Source organism: Acinetobacter sp. YH12135, assembly GCF_013418565.1.
Lineage (GTDB): Bacteria > Pseudomonadota > Gammaproteobacteria > Pseudomonadales > Moraxellaceae > Acinetobacter > Acinetobacter towneri.
The window spans coordinates 1-16,182 of sequence record NZ_VPBU01000010.1; the positions used below are offsets into that span (position 1 = coordinate 1).

Sequence of the window (16,182 nt, forward strand, 5' to 3'; positions counted from 1 at the left end):
TTTCATGTACTTATATTAACAATCAAAACTCAAGGAAAATAGTCCTTAGTTAAATCAAACGACACTTTATGTCGTGTCGCTTATATCTCTGACCTGAAGGACTGAGTTTTACGCTCCATTTGATAAAGCATGCTAAACTGCCAAACATAGGGATTAAACTGCGTTAACCATGTCAAATATCAATAAAAAGTTATTTAAGCGCTTACATTTAAATCATGCTTATGGACAGCTGATTGCACTTATTTTTGTGCCAATTATGGTTTTGGCATGCGTCGGCACGATGCTAGTTTTATCTGAAACCTCGAATGCCGCAAAAGCACAGCAGCGACAAATGGCAATTGCGATTTTGACCCGTTTTGAGTTGCCATCTGAAGCAGCTTTGCATCAACTGGCTAGCTTTCCGTGGAAGTACGAAGAAGCACGTACTTTTATGCAAAACATGATGAACGAAAAGCACTTGATTCGTACTGCACTGATTGATGCTTCTGGTACACGCCGTTTAAGCATGGGCTTTCAAGACCAAGCCGAATGGCCCAAATTCCCTAAAAATGCCGATTTTTTTGGCCCAATTCTGTATAAAAATAATCATGTGTATGGCATGCAAATTCAGCAAGACATCAACCGTCCTGCATGGTTGCTGATTGAACTGGACAATCAGCCATTACAAATTGCCCGTTATCGGGTCATGATTGTATTAATTGCCACAGGCTTGCTGACCCTGTTGTTGTTATTGCTGTGTCTGAATTTCTATTCACGACGCTGGATTGCACCCATGTATGAAATTCGCATGCAGCTACAACGCCTGAATGCCGATACGCTCGATCAACACATGGTCATTAACAGTACTGGCGAATTACGCTTACTGCAGCGGGATATTGCCAATGTGGTAAAACGCCTGCATTTCAGCTTTTTAGAACTCAAAGAACATACCGAACAAACCGAAGATGACTTGCGCCGCACCCTCGATACTTTGGAAGTGCAAAACATCACTTATCGTCAGGCACGTGACCAAGCGATTTCTGCCAACCAGTCTAAATCGGTATTTTTAGCCAACATCAGTCACGAACTCAGAACACCATTGAACAGTATTGATGGCTTTATTCACCTGTTATTGCGTCAGGAAAATCTTAGCAATGAACAGAATTTATATTTACAGACCATTCGTAAATCATCGGCGCATCTTTTAGCACTCATTAATGACGTATTGGATTTTTCTAAAATTGATGCAGGCAAACTGGAACTGGATACCGCACCCTTTGATTTAGAAGAAGCCATTTTTGATGTGATGGATATGCTCTCGCCTTTGGCTGCGCAAAAACACATCAACATGGCCTTTTATTTTGCCGATAACGTGCCGCAATATGTGCTGGGCGATGCTTTACGTTTCAAGCAAATTTTAACCAATTTAATTTCCAATGCGATTAAATTCACCCCCGATGGTGAAATTATTGTACGGGCGCGGGTAGAACATGACGATATTGGACAATGCTTAATTCACTTTAGCGTCCAAGACAGTGGCATTGGCTTAAGCGGTACAGACCGTAAAAAATTGTTTGAGTCTTTCTCTCAAGGTGATACTTCGGTCACGCGTCAATTTGGTGGTACAGGTTTAGGTTTGGCCATTTCCAAACAGTTGGTGCATTTGATGCAAGGTCAAATTGGCTTTGAAGACAATCAGGAACGCGCCCCAACCGAAAAAGGCTCGACCTTCTGGTTTACTGCCATGTTTGCGGTAGATGAAGCGCATGCACAGCAGCATCCAAACTTTAAAGAGATTCAGGTGGTGTCGTATTTGGCGCACCCTGCCACAGCGAATATCTTGCGTCATTATCTTGAAAATTATGCGGTGCGACATATTGAAGCCGCTTCAATTTTAGATTTATTTAGCCGCTTAAAAGATGTATCCGACCTGCAAGACAATACTTGGTTGATTGTTGATCATAGTGGCGACACCGAAGCTTTATTAAAAGAAATTCGTACCCGTTATCAAGGTAACTTGGCAGTGTATGGCTATCAAATGGCGCTAGACCCAAGTCTGTTAAATGAATATCGTGCGCGCGCTTTGTATCAACCGCTCAGTCGTTCAGCCTTAATTGACTTACTCAACAATGAAAACAGTTTTGATGAACAGGAGTCTGCATCATTTGATGGTAAAGGCCTGCACGTTTTAGCGGTGGATGACCATCTACCAAACCTGATTGTACTCGAAGCCTTGTTGGGCGAACTGAATGTGACCACCACCAAAGCGCAAAGTGGTCAGGAAGCTTTGGGGATTTTGCAGCAACGCATTGAGCAGGGACAGCAACCATTTGACCTGATCTTTATGGATATTCAAATGCCTGTGATGTCGGGGGTAGATACCACCCGTGCGATTCGTTCTTTAGAATCGACTTTGGAAAATCACAAACGCTTACCTATTATTGCCCTCACCGCGCATGCTCTTGCCGATGAAAAGCAAAAATTACTCAAAGTCGGTATGGATGACTATGTCACCAAACCGATTCAGATTGAACAAATCATCCAAATTTTAACCCATTGGACCACGCAAAGTTTTAATAAGCCACCTGCAGTCGATAAAGCCATTGTGATTGAAGCGCTAGATCCACAGGTGTTGGATTGGCAACAAAGCCTAATGCTGGCAGCCAACAAAGAAGACCTTGCAGTGGATTTACTGAAAATGCTAGTGGATAGCTTTGCCACAGAATTACATGAAATTGAACAGCTGATTGAACTGGAAGATTTCCCACAACTCGAGCATGTGTTGCATCGTCTGTATGGTGCGACCCGCTATGTTGGCACACCGAACCTGCAAGAAGTAACAGGCTCATTTGAACAGTTTGTTTCGACCTTACGTAAAGAACGTCGTAAAGCCGATGATCTGTTTGTGCAAGAGGTCTTAAACCGTTATCAGGAATTACAAACCTGTATACAGCAAGTTGAACATGCGGCAGAACACATTTTTACCAAACACAATGCGGTGAGTTAGCCAACATCAAAGTGACATTCACCGCGAACGCCTCAACGAGAAGATACAGTTTGTAAGCACGACTCACCCAGCACTATTCACAAAAAAAAGTCACGTAATCAAAGGCAAGGTCGCAAGGCTTTGCCGTGACTCTGCTGTCATTTATCGCACTGCTGCCCATGTTATGCTTTGCCCAGTAAAAACAAGAGCTCACATCATGACCTTACTTCGTATCGAAAAAAATAATGGCATCGCCACAGTTTCCCTGAACCGCCCAGACAAACGCAATGCCATGAGTTTTGCCCTACTCAAAGAATTGGTGCGGACTGCCGAAAAACTTAAAAAAGACCGCAGCTTACGTTGTGTAATTTTAACAGGCGAAGCAAAGGTATTTAGTGCAGGCATTGACTTGGCCGACCTCAACAATCCACAAAACCGTGCATTTGCGGCTTGGGAATTAATTAAGCCAGGGCAAAGCCTGTTTCAAAAAGCATTTCTCGTTTGGCAACAATTGCCTGTACCTGTAATTGCTGCAATTGAAGGGTATTGTTTTGGCGCAGGGATGCAATTGGCTTTGGCTGCAGATATTCGTATCGCGCATCCTGACACGCAAATGTCGATTATGGAAAGCCGTTGGGGCTTAGTGCCTGATATGGGGCTAAGCCGTTCATTAAAAGGTTTAATTGGTTTAGACCTTGCCAAAGAACTGACCTTAACTGCACGTATTTTTGATGCCAACTATGCCAAAGAAATTGGCTTGGTCACGCATTTAGATGCAACACCTTTACAAAAAGCACAAGACCTTGCTGAAGAAATTGCACAACGCTCTCCTGATGCATTGGCTGCAGCCAAACAAGTGCTGGATGCTATGGAACATGCGCCAAATAAATCTTTACGTTTAGAAAAAATTTGGCAATTAAAATTATTGCTGGGTAAAAATAGCCAACTGGCACGTAAAAAGGACAAGAACCCTGAAGTGACCTTTGCACCGCGTCAGTTTTGATTCAGTTCAAACACAACAGACTTTGACCAAAGGCTAAATTGACATTTCAAGCCAGACTTGTACTGTAGGCAAAAACGGAGAATCAGCGCTATGCATTTTGATCGTGACACAAAAATCGCTTTTTTAGGTATGGGACTCATGGGTACGCGCATGGCAACCCGCTTAGTTCAGGCAGGTTTTGAGGTCGCGGTGTGGAATCGTAGCCCTGCGGCTTGCGAATCTGTGCTCAGTCTGGGGGCAAAGTCGCTGCAATTGAGCGAGATCGGACAATATCCAGTGATCTTGAGTTGCCTTGCCGATGATCATGCCGTCCAAGCTGTATTAGATCAAATTGAGCCATTTTTGACTGCTCAACAAGTCATTGTCGATTTTTCCAGTTTGTCTGTAGATCAAACCCAAAAGCTAGCGCAGCAAGCCAGCCTCAAACAGGTCACATGGATTGACTCACCTGTATCGGGAGGCACTGCGGGAGCCGAACAAGGTAGTTTGGTGATTTTTGCAGGGGGTGATGCAAACACCATCGAAAAATTAAGCCCGATTTATCATGTGCTGTCACAACGTGTAACCCGTATGGGCGAAACAGGCACAGGACAAGCCACTAAAATCTGCAACCAACTGATTGTTGCTGCCAACAGCACCCTAATTGCCGAAGCCGTTGCCCTAGCTGGACAGGCAGGTGTAGACACCCGTTTACTTGCACCTGCTTTGGCGGGTGGTTTTGCCGACTCGAAACCGTTTCAGATTTTAACTCCACGTATGGCAACTCACAGTTTTGAGCCTGTGCAATGGAAAGTCCAAACCCTGTCTAAAGATTTAAACAATGCCTTACAACTGGCAGCGCAATTTCAGTTACAGATTCCTGTGGCAGAAAAAGCCCTTTCACAACTGCAAGCCCATCAAGCTAAGGGTTTTGCAGAAGCAGATTTAGCCACCATTATTCATCAGGTCGAAGCTTAATCGGCTTGATTCCTGATCCAACCTTTGCCTGCAAGGAGCACCTGCATGTCTAAACTGGCGGTTAATCTGTCGATGATTTTTACCGAAGTGCCTTTAATTGAACGCTTTGCCCTTGCACGCGAACATGGTTTTCAGCATGTTGAAATTCAATTTCCCTATGAGCTGAGTATTGAGCAGATTCAAACCCAACTCACACTCCACCAACTCAGCCTGTGTTTAATCAATGTCCCTGCGGGTGACCTCATGCAAGGCGGCAATGGTTTGGCGGGCGTACCCGGAAAAGAGATTGAATTTCATCATGCCTTAGAGTTAGCCATCCGCTATGCCACGGCATTAAATGTCCCTAGCGTCAATATTTTGGCAGGCAAACAACCTGTCGATGCCGATTTACTGCCTTGCTTAAACACACTGGCAGAAAACCTAAAACTGGCCTGCTCGATGCTCACTCAACATCATATTCAGCCTGTCTTTGAAATGATTAATGGCACCGACATGCCACGCTTTTTAGTACAAAATATTGCGCAAGCTCAAGAGATGCTAGAAGCAGTCAAACATCCTGCTCTTAAAATGCAATACGACTGTTATCACATGGCGATGATGGGTGAAGATGTGCTGAGCGCATTGCAAGAAAACATTCAGGATATTGGTCATATCCAGTTTGCCGACAATCCAGGACGCCATGAACCCGATTCAGGCGAGCTAGACTATACTACTATTTTCAAATGGTTACAGCACAGTGCTTATTCAGGCTATATCGCTGCAGAATACCGCCCAAGTCTGGCGTCAAATCAATCATTTGCATGGAAAGACAAATACTTTCCCTCAAATCAAAGTGGTTAAAATTAAACCGATTTGAAATTTCAGGCTAAAACAGCTATATTAGACGATGAATAATTTTAGGAAATTATACACCCCATGAATTTAGAACCATCGCCCGGCGCTTCTAATTCTCACGATCTTGCAATGAATACCCAAAAGCATGACGTACAAACTTGTCTTAAAGTTGTACATGAAGCTCTCCTTGATGTAAAAGCCAAAGAAATTGTTGAACTTGATGTCAGCAGCATCAGCAATGTTTCAGATGCCATTGTGATTGCTAGCGGTACATCAACTCGCCACGTAAAATCTCTTGCCGACAATGTTGCCGAAGAAGCGCGCAAAGCAGGCTTCCGCCCAATTGGTATTGAAGGTGAACGTGATGCAGAATGGATCTTGGTCGATCTTGGTATGGTAGTGGTTCACATAATGCTACCAACAGCACGTAAATTCTACGACCTAGAAAGCTTATGGCGCACTACGCCTGAGTCTGTTGCTTAATACAACAGCTCACTTGAGCAGCCTTAAAGATACACAATAAGCGACTTTCAAATAAGTCGCTTTTTTAATGCAGATCTTTTGAAGCTCATATCCCTAATCATTTTTATATCGCATTAATCTACCCACCAAATATTGGTTTATATCATCCCCTACCCAATACATTGCTTCAAACCAATCCTATAAAACTCGCCCAAACTCAATCTGCCTGATCTCAATTAACCACTTTACATCAGCCATAAAAAAAACCGCCCGAAGGCGGTTTCATATCTGGAAACAGTGTCTTAGTGACCTGTACCGTTGATTGATTTAGTCATATCTTCCACAACTTTCTTGGCATCACCAAAGATCATCATGGTCTTGTCGTTATAGAACAAGTCGTTGTCTAGACCCGCATAACCTGTTGCCATTGAGCGCTTGATGACCATAATGGTACGTGCTTTATGCGCTTCAAGAATTGGCATGCCGTAAATTGGCGAGTTTGGATCGTCTTTTGCCGCAGGGTTAACTACGTCATTTGCACCAATCACCAACACCACATCTGTTGCAGGGAAATCTGAGTTGATTTCGTCCATTTCTAAGATGTCTTCATACGGTACGTCTGCTTCTGCAAGTAATACGTTCATGTGACCCGGCATACGACCTGCCACTGGGTGAATCGCAAAACGAACAGTTACACCTTGCTCTTTTAACAAGTTGGCCAATTCTTTGACCGCATTCTGTGCACGACCTTGCGCCATACCATAGCCCGGTACAATTACTACGCTGTCTGCATTTGACATCAAGAAGCCAGCATCATCAGCAGAACCTGAACGGTAGTTACGTTGCACTTGCGCACCCGCTGCTGCCGTTGGTGCTGCTGCACCGCCCATCGCACCACCAAACAATACGTTGATGATTGAACGGTTCATGGCTTTACACATGATGTAAGACAGAATCGCACCTGAAGAACCGACCAATGAGCCTGCAACAATCAGCATGTTGTTTTCAAGTGTGAAACCAATACCTGCTGCCGCCCAACCTGAGAACGAGTTCAACAATGACACCACAACTGGCATGTCACCACCACCCACTGGTGCAATCCATACCCAACCGAATGCCAATGCTAAACCTGTCATTGCCCAGAATGAAGTCATGTTGCCGCTCAGGAAGAAGTGAATCCCAAAACCGAGCATAGCAAGGAAAATTAACGCCTGAACAGGTTTTACCCATGCACCCGAAATAGTTTTTGCCCATTTCTTCGCCGCCAATTTACCGTATGCAAAAACAGATGCAGTAAAGGTAATCGCCCCCACGAAACAGCCCACAAACAATTCAAATAAATGAACTTTGCTCATTTCATGGAAAGTAATGCCATTTGCAGCCAACAAGTCTGGACCAAGTTCGATTAACTTGTTGTTATGAATAATCGCAGCAATCGCAATTAAAACTGCAGCCAAACCGACTAAAGAGTGCATTAACGCTACAGTTTCAGGCATTTGAGTCATTGGCACCGTACGTGCGCGGGCAATACCCACCACCGCACCTGCTGCCATAGCTGCCAGAATCATCCACACAACTGGATTGTCTGCCACAAAGAATGTAGTCAAGACTGCAATCGCCATTGCGATCATGCCGTAACGGTTGCCCGCAATCGCAGTTTTAGGCCCAGACAAACCACGTAAAGTTAAGATAAAGAGCACAGCCCCGATTAAATAGAACCAGTCTGCATATTCACGAATAAATTCCATGCATTAGCCCTCTTTTTTCTTTGCTTTTGGTTTGAACATTTCCAGCATACGTGCAGTCACTGCAAAACCACCGAAAATATTGATGCTTGCCAAGAACACAGCAATCGCACCCAGTACACTCACCACATTAATGGTTTGGAAATCGACACTGCCTTCTACACCCATGATTGGTAGACCAACAGTTTGAATCATCGCACCGACAATAATGATTGAAGAAAGTGCATTGGTTACTGCCATTAATGGCGTATGTAACGCAGGTGTTACCCCCCACACCACGTAGTAACCTACGAAGATGGCAAGGACAAAAATCGTAATTGTTTCAACCATGAGAATTCTCCTTAACCACGCTTTAACAGCACTTGACCGTTATGAGTGACCAGCAACGCTTTCTGAATTTCTTCTTCAGGATTCAATGCGAAGTTCTTGTCGTTATCAAATAATGTTTCAACAAAATTCAACACATTACGCGCATATAGTGCAGATGCTTCTGTCGATACAGTCGATGGAATGTTTGGAATACCCAAAATTTTCACACCATTGGCAGTCACTACAGTTTCACCGCATTGTGAACCTTCGACGTTACCGCCCGTTTCGACTGCCATATCTAAAATCACAGAACCCGGCTTCATTTTTGCCACAGTTTCCGCTTTGATTAAACGCGGTGCATCACGACCCGGCAATAACGCAGTGGTAATCACGATATCTGCATTAGAAACGGCTTTATCGACAATCACTGCTTGGTCTTTAATGTATTGTTCACCAGGCATCCAGCCATAACCATTTTTGGCAGCATCGGCAGCTTTTTGTTGTTCTTCTTCAGACATTGGTACGTCTAACCACTTACCACCCAAAGATTCCACCTGATCTTTTGCCGTTGGACGCAAGTCAGTTGCTTCGACTACAGCACCTAAACGCTTCGCTGTTGCAATGGCTTGCAAACCAGCAACACCCACACCCATGATCACAACACGCGCAGGTTTTACAGTACCCGCTGCCGTCATTAACATTGGGAACATGCGTTGATATTCTGCTGCAGCCAACAACACAGATTTATAACCTGCCAAGTTGGCTTGTGATGACAACACGTCCATATTTTGCGCACGCGACAAGGTACGTGGCAAAAGCTCTAAAGCAAATGCAGACACCTGAGCCGCAGCAAATTGGTCTAATTCAGTATTGCGGTAAGGATCAAACATCGCCACCACAGTGCTGTTCGGTGCAAGTTTTTGAATTTCTTCACCCTTTGGGGCACGAACTTTCAAAATCATTTGGCTACCGCGATAAGCATCATCTGTCATGGTCGCGCCTACTTGTTCATAAGCGCTGTCGATATAAGCGGCTTTTACGCCTGCACCACGTTCAATGACTACGCTATGACCCGCGCTAATCAACTTCTTTACTGTTTCTGGCGTCGCAGCGACACGATTTTCACCGACAACAGTTTCGGTTGGAATTCCGATCTGCATGAGCGTTCCTCAAGCTAGTTTTTCTTAAGTCAACATCGTGGATAACGATGCTTTCCCCTCAGGATAAGTTTTGTTGAATTTTTGGATTCTAATGCAACATTTTTAAATTACCACCCAATATTTATTTAATAAATACCCATATTTTGAACTGATGATTCATAAAAATATTGTTGCGAGATATAATTGATAAGTTTTGCTTATTGAATATAAGTCTAATTATTCAGCAAAACTTCGATTTGAAGTGTCTAAAAGAAAAAAAGCGATGCTTTGAGCTTGCAGTTGACCACATTTAAATGAATTAAGCATTGATCATTCTGACACGCATTTCACTTAATTGGGAAAATCCGACTTAGCGCTAAAAGATTGCATATCTATACATTTAAGCGCTAAAAGCAAAAACTTAAACACCAAATTGACTTTTTTGACAATTTTTACACCGCACAACATGGTTCAATTTAGAAGTGTTTTGCGCATCTGAAAACCTTAGAAAAACCTACCTTTGCCTTATGAGTAAAACCGAATATTTGAAACAGTAAAACTTTTAAAAGAAGCTTGAATTTATTCAACTCAGGTCTAAGTTAAGTGCTGCTATTTTTTTCATTTTTTTTGTGCGTCATTTTGTCTGATGATGGATTTTCTCTGTTTTGCAATATTTTCAACTAATTTGCACCATTATCGTGCAAATCCCATTTACTCTACTTTTCACAAAATTTATGCCATCTCAAGCAGACCATCTGCATAAAATCGGCTATGCTTGCTCAAATACAGCACACACAGCTTGATCCATGCAGTCGCATCTGCCTTTATCTATCATGCAACTTGCATTTGTGTGCGCGGCATGTGTCACTTCTCTTGCATCCACCTTGCTCGACAGCATTTTTCATGATCAGACTTAACGCCACACAATGGGGCTCCATCTTTGCCTTATTTGCAGCCTTTTTGTTTAGTACCAAAGCCATTTTTATTAAACAGGCTTATGCACTTTCACCGTTGGTCGATGCAACCGTACTCATGGCTTTGCGCATGGCAAGTGCCCTGCCTTTCTTCTTGCTGATTTGTTGGCTCAATCGCCATCACAGTCGCAACATCTCTACACGCAATTGGCTGCTAATAATATTTGCAGGTCTGATGGGCTATTATTTTTCTAGCTGGCTGGATTTTTTAGGGCTGATGTTCATTAGCGCTTCATTAGAACGCATTATTCTGTTTTTATATCCAACGCTCACCGTTCTGGCTTCGAGCGTAATGTATCGGCAGAAACTGAGCTGGCTGAGTCTGTTTGCAATTGCTCTGAGTTATGGCGGAACAGTGATTGTGATGTTACAGGAACAGAGCAATACCCCACATGACACGTATTTTTGGTTAGGCAGTAGTTTGGTGTTCGCCAGTGCAGTGTGTTTTGCAGGCTATTTATTGCTGACCAAAAGCCTGATTCAGCATTTTGGTTCATGGAATTTTACAGGTCTGGCTTTAAGTACTGCCTGCATCGGTACGCTTACGCATTACAGTTTGGTCACACCGAATCCACTGGGACTGGTGCAACAACTGCCTGTAGAAGTGCTGGGCTATGGCATAGCTTTAGGGATATTTGTCACAGTCTTGCCCACCTTACTCATGGCGCACAGTATCGCCCGTTTAGGTGCGGCACAATCGGCCATGATTGCTTCAATTGGCCCCATCTTGACGATTCTATTGGCCACAGCATTTTTAGGTGAACATCTAAATGGCATACAATGGTTCGGCTGCATGCTCAATATTGTAGGCGTGATGATGATCACCTTGTCCAAAAACAAGTTCTCTCATTAAGTTAAAGGCGACATCCTGCCACTAATGAAGTTGAATATTGGATTCAATCTTTGAGCTACTGCAACCCCGTTTTACCATTGACCTTAGGATAATTATGAACACTGCACCCGACATCAGCCAAGATAAAACCCTGCTCTGGTTGATGGCGATCGCCTGTGGTCTATGCGCGGGGGCGAATTATTATTGCCAACCGCTGATTTACTCGATTCATCAATCTTTCCAAATTCCGCAATCCCAAGTGGCATTGACAGTGACTTTTTCACAAGTGTCTTATGCTCTGGGTTTATTATTCATTGTGCCCATGGGCGATATTGTCAATAAAACCAAATTCATTCCCTTATTGATGTTTTTGGCCTCGATTGGCTTATTTTTATGTGCCTTTTCCAGCAATTTAAGCATGCTATGGATTGGCACGATTATCACAGGGCTGTTTTCAGTTGCAGCACAAGTCTTAATTCCCTTTGCCACCATGACCGTAAAACCTGAAAAAATGGGTGAAGTGGTCGGTTTATTGATGAGTGGTTTATTGGTCGGTATTTTACTTTCGACCAGTTTGGCAGGTTTGCTGTCCAACTTATTCCATTGGAAAGTGATTTACCTGATTAGCGGTGTGCTGATGCTTTGCATTGCCGCGGTACTCAAAGCACGCTTACCCTTTATCTCAACCAGCAAACTCAGCTATTTGGCCGTGTTTCAGTCTATGGGCAAACTCATTTTAGAAGAACGTCGTTTGGTCTATCGTGCCTTGCTCGGTGCGTTTGCTTTTGCAGCGATGAGCGTGTTGTTTTCCACCATTGCAGTATTACTCAAATCCAGTTTTGGCTTAGCTGACTTTATGGTGGGCATTGTGGCAATGGTGGGTGTATTCGGTGCTCTTTCGACCAAACACGTGGGGAAAATTGCAGATCGTGGCTATGTTACAGCGCTGACGTGGGGTGGTTTGGCGCTATTGGCAATCAGTTGGGTCTTTCTATACAACGGACAATTTAGCTTATGGAGCTATATTCTTGGTTTTGGCTTAATTAACCTTGGGCTTGCCACCGTACACAGCAGCAACCAAAATGTAATTTTTCGCTTACGCCCCGATGCCAAATCGCGGATTAACTCAATTTATATGACCAGTTATTTTACTGGCGGTGCTTGTGGTTCTGCCTTGGGAATCTATGCATGGCAACACGGTGGATGGTTATGGAGTTGCCTAGTTGGTTTGTGTTTTGTTACCGCCGCAATGAGCTTTGCCCTACTCGACTGGCAGCATCAACGTCAACACACCGCCATGCCTTAAACGCTGCGATTACAATCAAGCAAGTCGCTTAAGACATTTGCATCACAGGGTAAAATGGCTGACTCAATTCCACATTTTCTAAATTTTCCAATAAGATTTGGATAAAACACGGCATCAACGCACACAGTAAAGTATTGGCATGGCTGAGTTGTTTGCGGTTGATTGCACTGTTATAAGTTGCACCACCTTGTAAAAGTTGCTGCTGTAACGTCAATAAGCGCTTAAACAAACATGCCAAAATTGTAGCTGAATCATGGATGTGCAATGCCTGCATAATCTGCTGTTTCTCTGCTTCATAATCTGCACGCCATTCAGCTTCAGTCATTTTTTGATTACGCCAATCCCAAAAACTTTGATACAAATAAGGGTTGGTCAGCAACACCTCTAAACTTTGTGGATATTTTTCCCAAATAATTCTCGCCATGCGCTGATCGACATCTTTTTGATACATACGCTGCACAAATTGCTGCAAGGTCTGTTGTGTATGCTCTGCCGTTTGACCTTGCGCATACAAGGCACTCAACGCCACCCATGCTGTCATAAATTGCATATCGACATCATCATGAAACTCAATGGCTTTTTTCCACCAACTTAAACTGCGCTGCATGCGTAAATTAAATGCCGTTGAAAATTCATTTTTCTTAGTTCGATAAATTTCTTCTAATACCAACATTTTATTTTCCCTCTTATGCTGCGTTATCCTATCTTTTCAACATACTAAAAAACGGCTACGCATACAAATACTGAGCAGTTCCGCTTTAGCATCTACGGTTGCGCTGCTTTGTTCATAGCGAACAAAGCAAAGTTAATGCCAATGGATGTGGGTTGGGGATACTGTCGATTTTCACTTAAACCCCGTATAATGCGCGGTCTTGTGCTTTTGTTTTTCAATTCAGGTGGGTTATGACACGTGCCATCCAAACTTTACAACCTCGCATTTCGGTTGCCCCTATGATGGATTGGACTACCCGCGATTACCGTTTTTTTGCACGTTTATTTAACCCCAATATCATTCTGTATACTGAAATGGTAACCACTGGCGCAATTTTATTTGGTGATGCCAAGCGCCATTTAGATTACAGCAAAGAAGAACATCCTATTGTCTTGCAGTTGGGCGGTTCAAATCCGAAAGACCTTGCGACCTGCAGTAAAATGGCACAAGACTGGGGTTATGATGAAATCAACCTGAATGTTGGCTGCCCAAGTGATCGAGTACAAAACAATAAAATTGGTGCGTGTTTAATGGCAGAACCAGACTTGGTTGCAGAGTGTATTGCCGCCATGCGTCAATCGGTTGATATTCCTGTGACCGTAAAACATCGCATCGGGATTGATGACATGCACTCTTATGCAGAGATGCTGCATTTTGTGGATACTGTGGCTCAAACAGGTTGCAATAACTTTATCGTGCATGCCCGAATTGCCTTATTACAAGGTTTATCGCCTAAAGAAAACCGCGAAGTTCCGCCTCTGCGTTATGAGGATGTGTATCGCCTAAAACAAGACCGCCCCGAATTGTTAATTGAAATTAATGGTGGAATTAAAACGTTTGCCGAAACCCAACAACACCTCAAGCATGTCGATGGGGTGATGATTGGTCGTGAAGCCTATCACAACCCTTATTTACTGGCAGAGCTTGGGCAATTATGGGGGCTAGAATTACCTGACCGTTTTGAAATTATGCAGCGCATGTTGCCGTATATTGAACAACGTCTACAACAAGGTGCACCACTTTCTGTCATTACCCGCCATATTTTAGGTTTATTCCAAAACCTGCCAGGTGCACGTAAATGGCGTCAGGCACTAAGTGGCGGCAATGCCAAAACATTTGCAGATGTAGAGCAAGCATTGGTCAATATTCAAGCAGCAATGCAGCGTACGGAAGACTATTTAAAAGAGCAGCAGCTACAACGACCTACTGAATAAAGTCATTGGCGATGTGCAAAATCAAAGAACTTTTTTATAAGCCATGCCTCGCATGGCTTTGATTTATGTATTTTTAGCCTGTAAGGCATCTAACTTTTTCAACACTTCTGCCACAGCTACCATCGCAAAACTGGACGTGACCACCACCGCCGAACCATAGCCGCCACAGCGCAAGCCTGCGCTTGGGCATACATCGGCACTAGAAAATGGATTGTCGATGGAATACACACAGGTAATCCCAAACTTTTCTTTTGGCTTTTTACAAATACCTTTGCTGCGTAATTGGGCGCGCAATTTGGCCAACATTGGGTCTTGTTCGGTTTTAGATAAATCTGCCACTCGAATTTTCAACGGATCAAGTTTGCCACCTGCACCACCCGAAACAATCAGTGGAATCTTGTTAAAACGACAATGCAGCATCAACGCTAGTTTAGCTTTTACGTCATCAATGCAATCTAAAATCAAATCAGGTGCAGTCGCCAATAACGCTTTGACGTTATCTGGACTGAGGTAATCATCGACCAAATTAATTTTGATACGTGGATTAATAGAACGGCAACGCTCTGCCATGACATTAATTTTTTCATGCCCCAAGGTTGAGCTCATGGCAGGCAATTGACGGTTAATGTTAGATGCTGCGACCACATCCATATCCACCAATGTCAGCTCGCCGATACCCGTACGTGCCAACGCCTCAACCGCCCAAGAGCCGACACCGCCAATTCCTATCACCATGACATGACTTTGGGCATAATGCTGAAAAGCACTGTCGCCATAAATTTTGGCCACACCTGCAAAACGGCGTTCATATTCATCATCTTGAAGAAGATCTGTCATGCTGCAATCAAATTTAATTTCAAAGTGTGGGCATTTTACTGCGTTTCGCAGACTTCGTGTTGTTTCATCTAAAGTTTAGGCAGGTCTAATACTTGAACACTATTCTGCCAAAGCTGTGCGGCTAAAGTTTGCGGTGCAATATCTAAACAATCCGCTAAACCTTCAAGCACATAAATCAGGTTCGCAGGGGTATTTCGGGTTCGTGATTGAGTATCTGTCTGACAACATAAAGGCGTCATATCGGGGCAGTCGGTTTCCAAAACCAAATGTTCAGCACCAATTTCTTGCACAACACGGCGCAGTTTTTTTGCATTGGGATTGGTAATCTGCCCTGTCACACCAATTTTAAAGCCCAATTTGATCAGTGCTTTGGCTTCTTCTACCCCACCGCTAAAAGCATGTGCAATGCCACCAAACTGAAATTGTTGCTGTTTGAGTATTTTTAAGGTTTCGGCATGAGCCTTACGAATATGTAGCAGTACAGGTTTATGTTGCTGACGAGCGATTTCCAATTGCGCGGCAAAAAAATCTTGCTGCTTTTGAAACGCTTCAGGCTGTTTATGTTCAACCAAAAAAGTGTCTAAGCCAATTTCACCCACCGCGACACAATGCTGTTGTTGCAAAAAATGTTCTAAATCTTGTAAATGTTGGTCTTGATGTTGTTCGATATAAAAAGGATGCAAGCCTGGTGCAAGATGACTTTGTGGCACATGCTCAAGTTGGTTTAAAAACTGTTGTGTAGAGATTAAATCTTGAAAACGTGATTGTACAAAGCCAATCAGTACCAAATGTTCTACGCCTGCTGCCTTGGCCGCATACGCCAATTGCTCCCGATCTGAGTCAAAATCAGGTACATCAAAATGGGTATGCGTATCAAACAGCGCAATGCTCAT

The 16,182-nt window shown here is 43.5% G+C and carries 14 protein-coding genes; 8 read left to right on the plus strand and 6 right to left on the minus strand.

The genetic code is table 11. From position 1 onward, the window contains the following. Positions 1-169: 169 nt before the first annotated feature. The 5 genes from FTU70_RS07125 to rsfS all read left to right on the plus strand — a co-directional run bounded on the left by FTU70_RS07125 (position 170) and on the right by rsfS (position 6,242). Positions 170-2,986 (plus strand): ATP-binding protein, encoded by a 2,817-nt coding sequence (locus tag FTU70_RS07125; protein ID WP_180060391.1) that lies wholly within the window; start codon positions 170-172, stop codon positions 2,984-2,986. Positions 2,987-3,182: 196 nt separating this feature from the next. Next, entirely contained in the window at positions 3,183-3,968 is a 786-nt protein-coding gene (locus tag FTU70_RS07130; protein WP_179995949.1) for a crotonase/enoyl-CoA hydratase family protein, read from the plus strand. A 90-nt stretch (positions 3,969-4,058) separates the two neighbouring features. Then, positions 4,059-4,925, plus strand: a complete 867-nt coding sequence (locus tag FTU70_RS07135) for an NAD(P)-dependent oxidoreductase (protein ID WP_004974928.1) — start codon at positions 4,059-4,061, stop codon at positions 4,923-4,925. A 45-nt stretch (positions 4,926-4,970) separates the two neighbouring features. After that, positions 4,971-5,765 carry a hydroxypyruvate isomerase family protein gene (locus FTU70_RS07140; RefSeq protein WP_096901402.1) on the plus strand — a complete coding sequence of 265 codons (795 nt, stop codon included), beginning with the start codon at positions 4,971-4,973 and terminating at the stop codon, positions 5,763-5,765. 75 nt (positions 5,766-5,840) lie between these two features. Further along, positions 5,841-6,242 carry a ribosome silencing factor gene (gene rsfS / locus FTU70_RS07145; RefSeq protein ID WP_004974926.1) on the plus strand — a complete coding sequence of 134 codons (402 nt, stop codon included), beginning with the start codon at positions 5,841-5,843 and terminating at the stop codon, positions 6,240-6,242. A gap of 281 nt (positions 6,243-6,523) precedes the next feature. Here rsfS and FTU70_RS07150 read toward each other — a convergent pair whose 3' ends face one another. From FTU70_RS07150 to FTU70_RS07160, 3 genes are read right to left on the minus strand one after another with little or no spacing between them, the layout of a single operon-like run. Further along, positions 6,524-7,969: an NAD(P)(+) transhydrogenase (Re/Si-specific) subunit beta gene (locus tag FTU70_RS07150; RefSeq protein WP_004974925.1), complete on the minus strand. Its 1,446-nt coding sequence runs from the start codon at positions 7,967-7,969 to the stop codon at positions 6,524-6,526. Positions 7,970-7,972: 3 nt separating this feature from the next. Further along, positions 7,973-8,296 carry a proton-translocating transhydrogenase family protein gene (locus FTU70_RS07155; RefSeq protein ID WP_004974924.1) on the minus strand — a complete coding sequence of 108 codons (324 nt, stop codon included), beginning with the start codon at positions 8,294-8,296 and terminating at the stop codon, positions 7,973-7,975. Between the two features lie 11 nt (positions 8,297-8,307). Next, positions 8,308-9,435, minus strand: coding sequence for a Re/Si-specific NAD(P)(+) transhydrogenase subunit alpha (locus FTU70_RS07160; protein WP_004974923.1), 1,128 nt, complete (start codon positions 9,433-9,435; stop codon positions 8,308-8,310). An 882-nt stretch (positions 9,436-10,317) separates the two neighbouring features. On the opposite strand from FTU70_RS07160, the gene FTU70_RS07165 reads away from it, so the two are divergent. Together FTU70_RS07165 and FTU70_RS07170 are read left to right on the plus strand one after the other, a co-directional pair. Continuing rightward, the gene (locus FTU70_RS07165) at positions 10,318-11,241 is read left to right on the plus strand and encodes a DMT family transporter (RefSeq protein ID WP_096901401.1); all 924 of its coding nucleotides are present in this window, start codon (positions 10,318-10,320) and stop codon (positions 11,239-11,241) included. Positions 11,242-11,335: 94 nt separating this feature from the next. Further along, positions 11,336-12,526, plus strand: a complete 1,191-nt coding sequence (locus tag FTU70_RS07170) for an MFS transporter (protein ID WP_167846303.1) — start codon at positions 11,336-11,338, stop codon at positions 12,524-12,526. 28 nt (positions 12,527-12,554) lie between these two features. Here FTU70_RS07170 and FTU70_RS07175 read toward each other — a convergent pair whose 3' ends face one another. Further along, positions 12,555-13,199 (minus strand): hypothetical protein, encoded by a 645-nt coding sequence (locus tag FTU70_RS07175; RefSeq protein ID WP_004974903.1) that lies wholly within the window; start codon positions 13,197-13,199, stop codon positions 12,555-12,557. 230 nt (positions 13,200-13,429) lie between these two features. Here FTU70_RS07175 and dusA point away from each other — a divergent pair, with 230 nt between their 5' ends. Further along, positions 13,430-14,452: a tRNA dihydrouridine(20/20a) synthase DusA gene (gene dusA, locus FTU70_RS07180; RefSeq protein ID WP_004974902.1), complete on the plus strand. Its 1,023-nt coding sequence runs from the start codon at positions 13,430-13,432 to the stop codon at positions 14,450-14,452. A gap of 63 nt (positions 14,453-14,515) precedes the next feature. Here dusA and FTU70_RS07185 read toward each other — a convergent pair whose 3' ends face one another. Beyond that, positions 14,516-15,289 (minus strand): ThiF family adenylyltransferase, encoded by a 774-nt coding sequence (locus FTU70_RS07185; RefSeq protein WP_096901398.1) that lies wholly within the window; start codon positions 15,287-15,289, stop codon positions 14,516-14,518. A 68-nt stretch (positions 15,290-15,357) separates the two neighbouring features. Next, positions 15,358-16,182, minus strand: a complete 825-nt coding sequence (locus FTU70_RS07190) for a TatD family hydrolase (protein ID WP_167846304.1) — start codon at positions 16,180-16,182, stop codon at positions 15,358-15,360.

What these genes read in the sequence shown, in the direction of transcription:
- FTU70_RS07170 (WP_167846303.1), top strand. Translation starts at nt 11,336, where the DNA reads ATGAACACTGCACCCGACATCAGCCAAGATAAAACCCTGCTCTGGTTG.
- FTU70_RS07160 (WP_004974923.1), bottom strand. Translation starts at nt 9,435, where the DNA reads ATGCAGATCGGAATTCCAACCGAAACTGTTGTCGGTGAAAATCGTGTC.
- dusA (WP_004974902.1), top strand. Translation starts at nt 13,430, where the DNA reads ATGACACGTGCCATCCAAACTTTACAACCTCGCATTTCGGTTGCCCCT.
- FTU70_RS07135 (WP_004974928.1), top strand. Translation starts at nt 4,059, where the DNA reads ATGCATTTTGATCGTGACACAAAAATCGCTTTTTTAGGTATGGGACTC.
- FTU70_RS07175 (WP_004974903.1), bottom strand. Translation starts at nt 13,199, where the DNA reads ATGTTGGTATTAGAAGAAATTTATCGAACTAAGAAAAATGAATTTTCA.
- rsfS (WP_004974926.1), top strand. Translation starts at nt 5,841, where the DNA reads ATGAATTTAGAACCATCGCCCGGCGCTTCTAATTCTCACGATCTTGCA.
- FTU70_RS07185 (WP_096901398.1), bottom strand. Translation starts at nt 15,289, where the DNA reads ATGACAGATCTTCTTCAAGATGATGAATATGAACGCCGTTTTGCAGGT.
- FTU70_RS07190 (WP_167846304.1), bottom strand. Translation starts at nt 16,182, where the DNA reads ATGAGCATTGCGCTGTTTGATACGCATACCCATTTTGATGTACCTGAT.
- FTU70_RS07155 (WP_004974924.1), bottom strand. Translation starts at nt 8,296, where the DNA reads ATGGTTGAAACAATTACGATTTTTGTCCTTGCCATCTTCGTAGGTTAC.
- FTU70_RS07150 (WP_004974925.1), bottom strand. Translation starts at nt 7,969, where the DNA reads ATGGAATTTATTCGTGAATATGCAGACTGGTTCTATTTAATCGGGGCT.
- FTU70_RS07130 (WP_179995949.1), top strand. Translation starts at nt 3,183, where the DNA reads ATGACCTTACTTCGTATCGAAAAAAATAATGGCATCGCCACAGTTTCC.
- FTU70_RS07140 (WP_096901402.1), top strand. Translation starts at nt 4,971, where the DNA reads ATGTCTAAACTGGCGGTTAATCTGTCGATGATTTTTACCGAAGTGCCT.
- FTU70_RS07165 (WP_096901401.1), top strand. Translation starts at nt 10,318, where the DNA reads ATGATCAGACTTAACGCCACACAATGGGGCTCCATCTTTGCCTTATTT.
- FTU70_RS07125 (WP_180060391.1), top strand. Translation starts at nt 170, where the DNA reads ATGTCAAATATCAATAAAAAGTTATTTAAGCGCTTACATTTAAATCAT.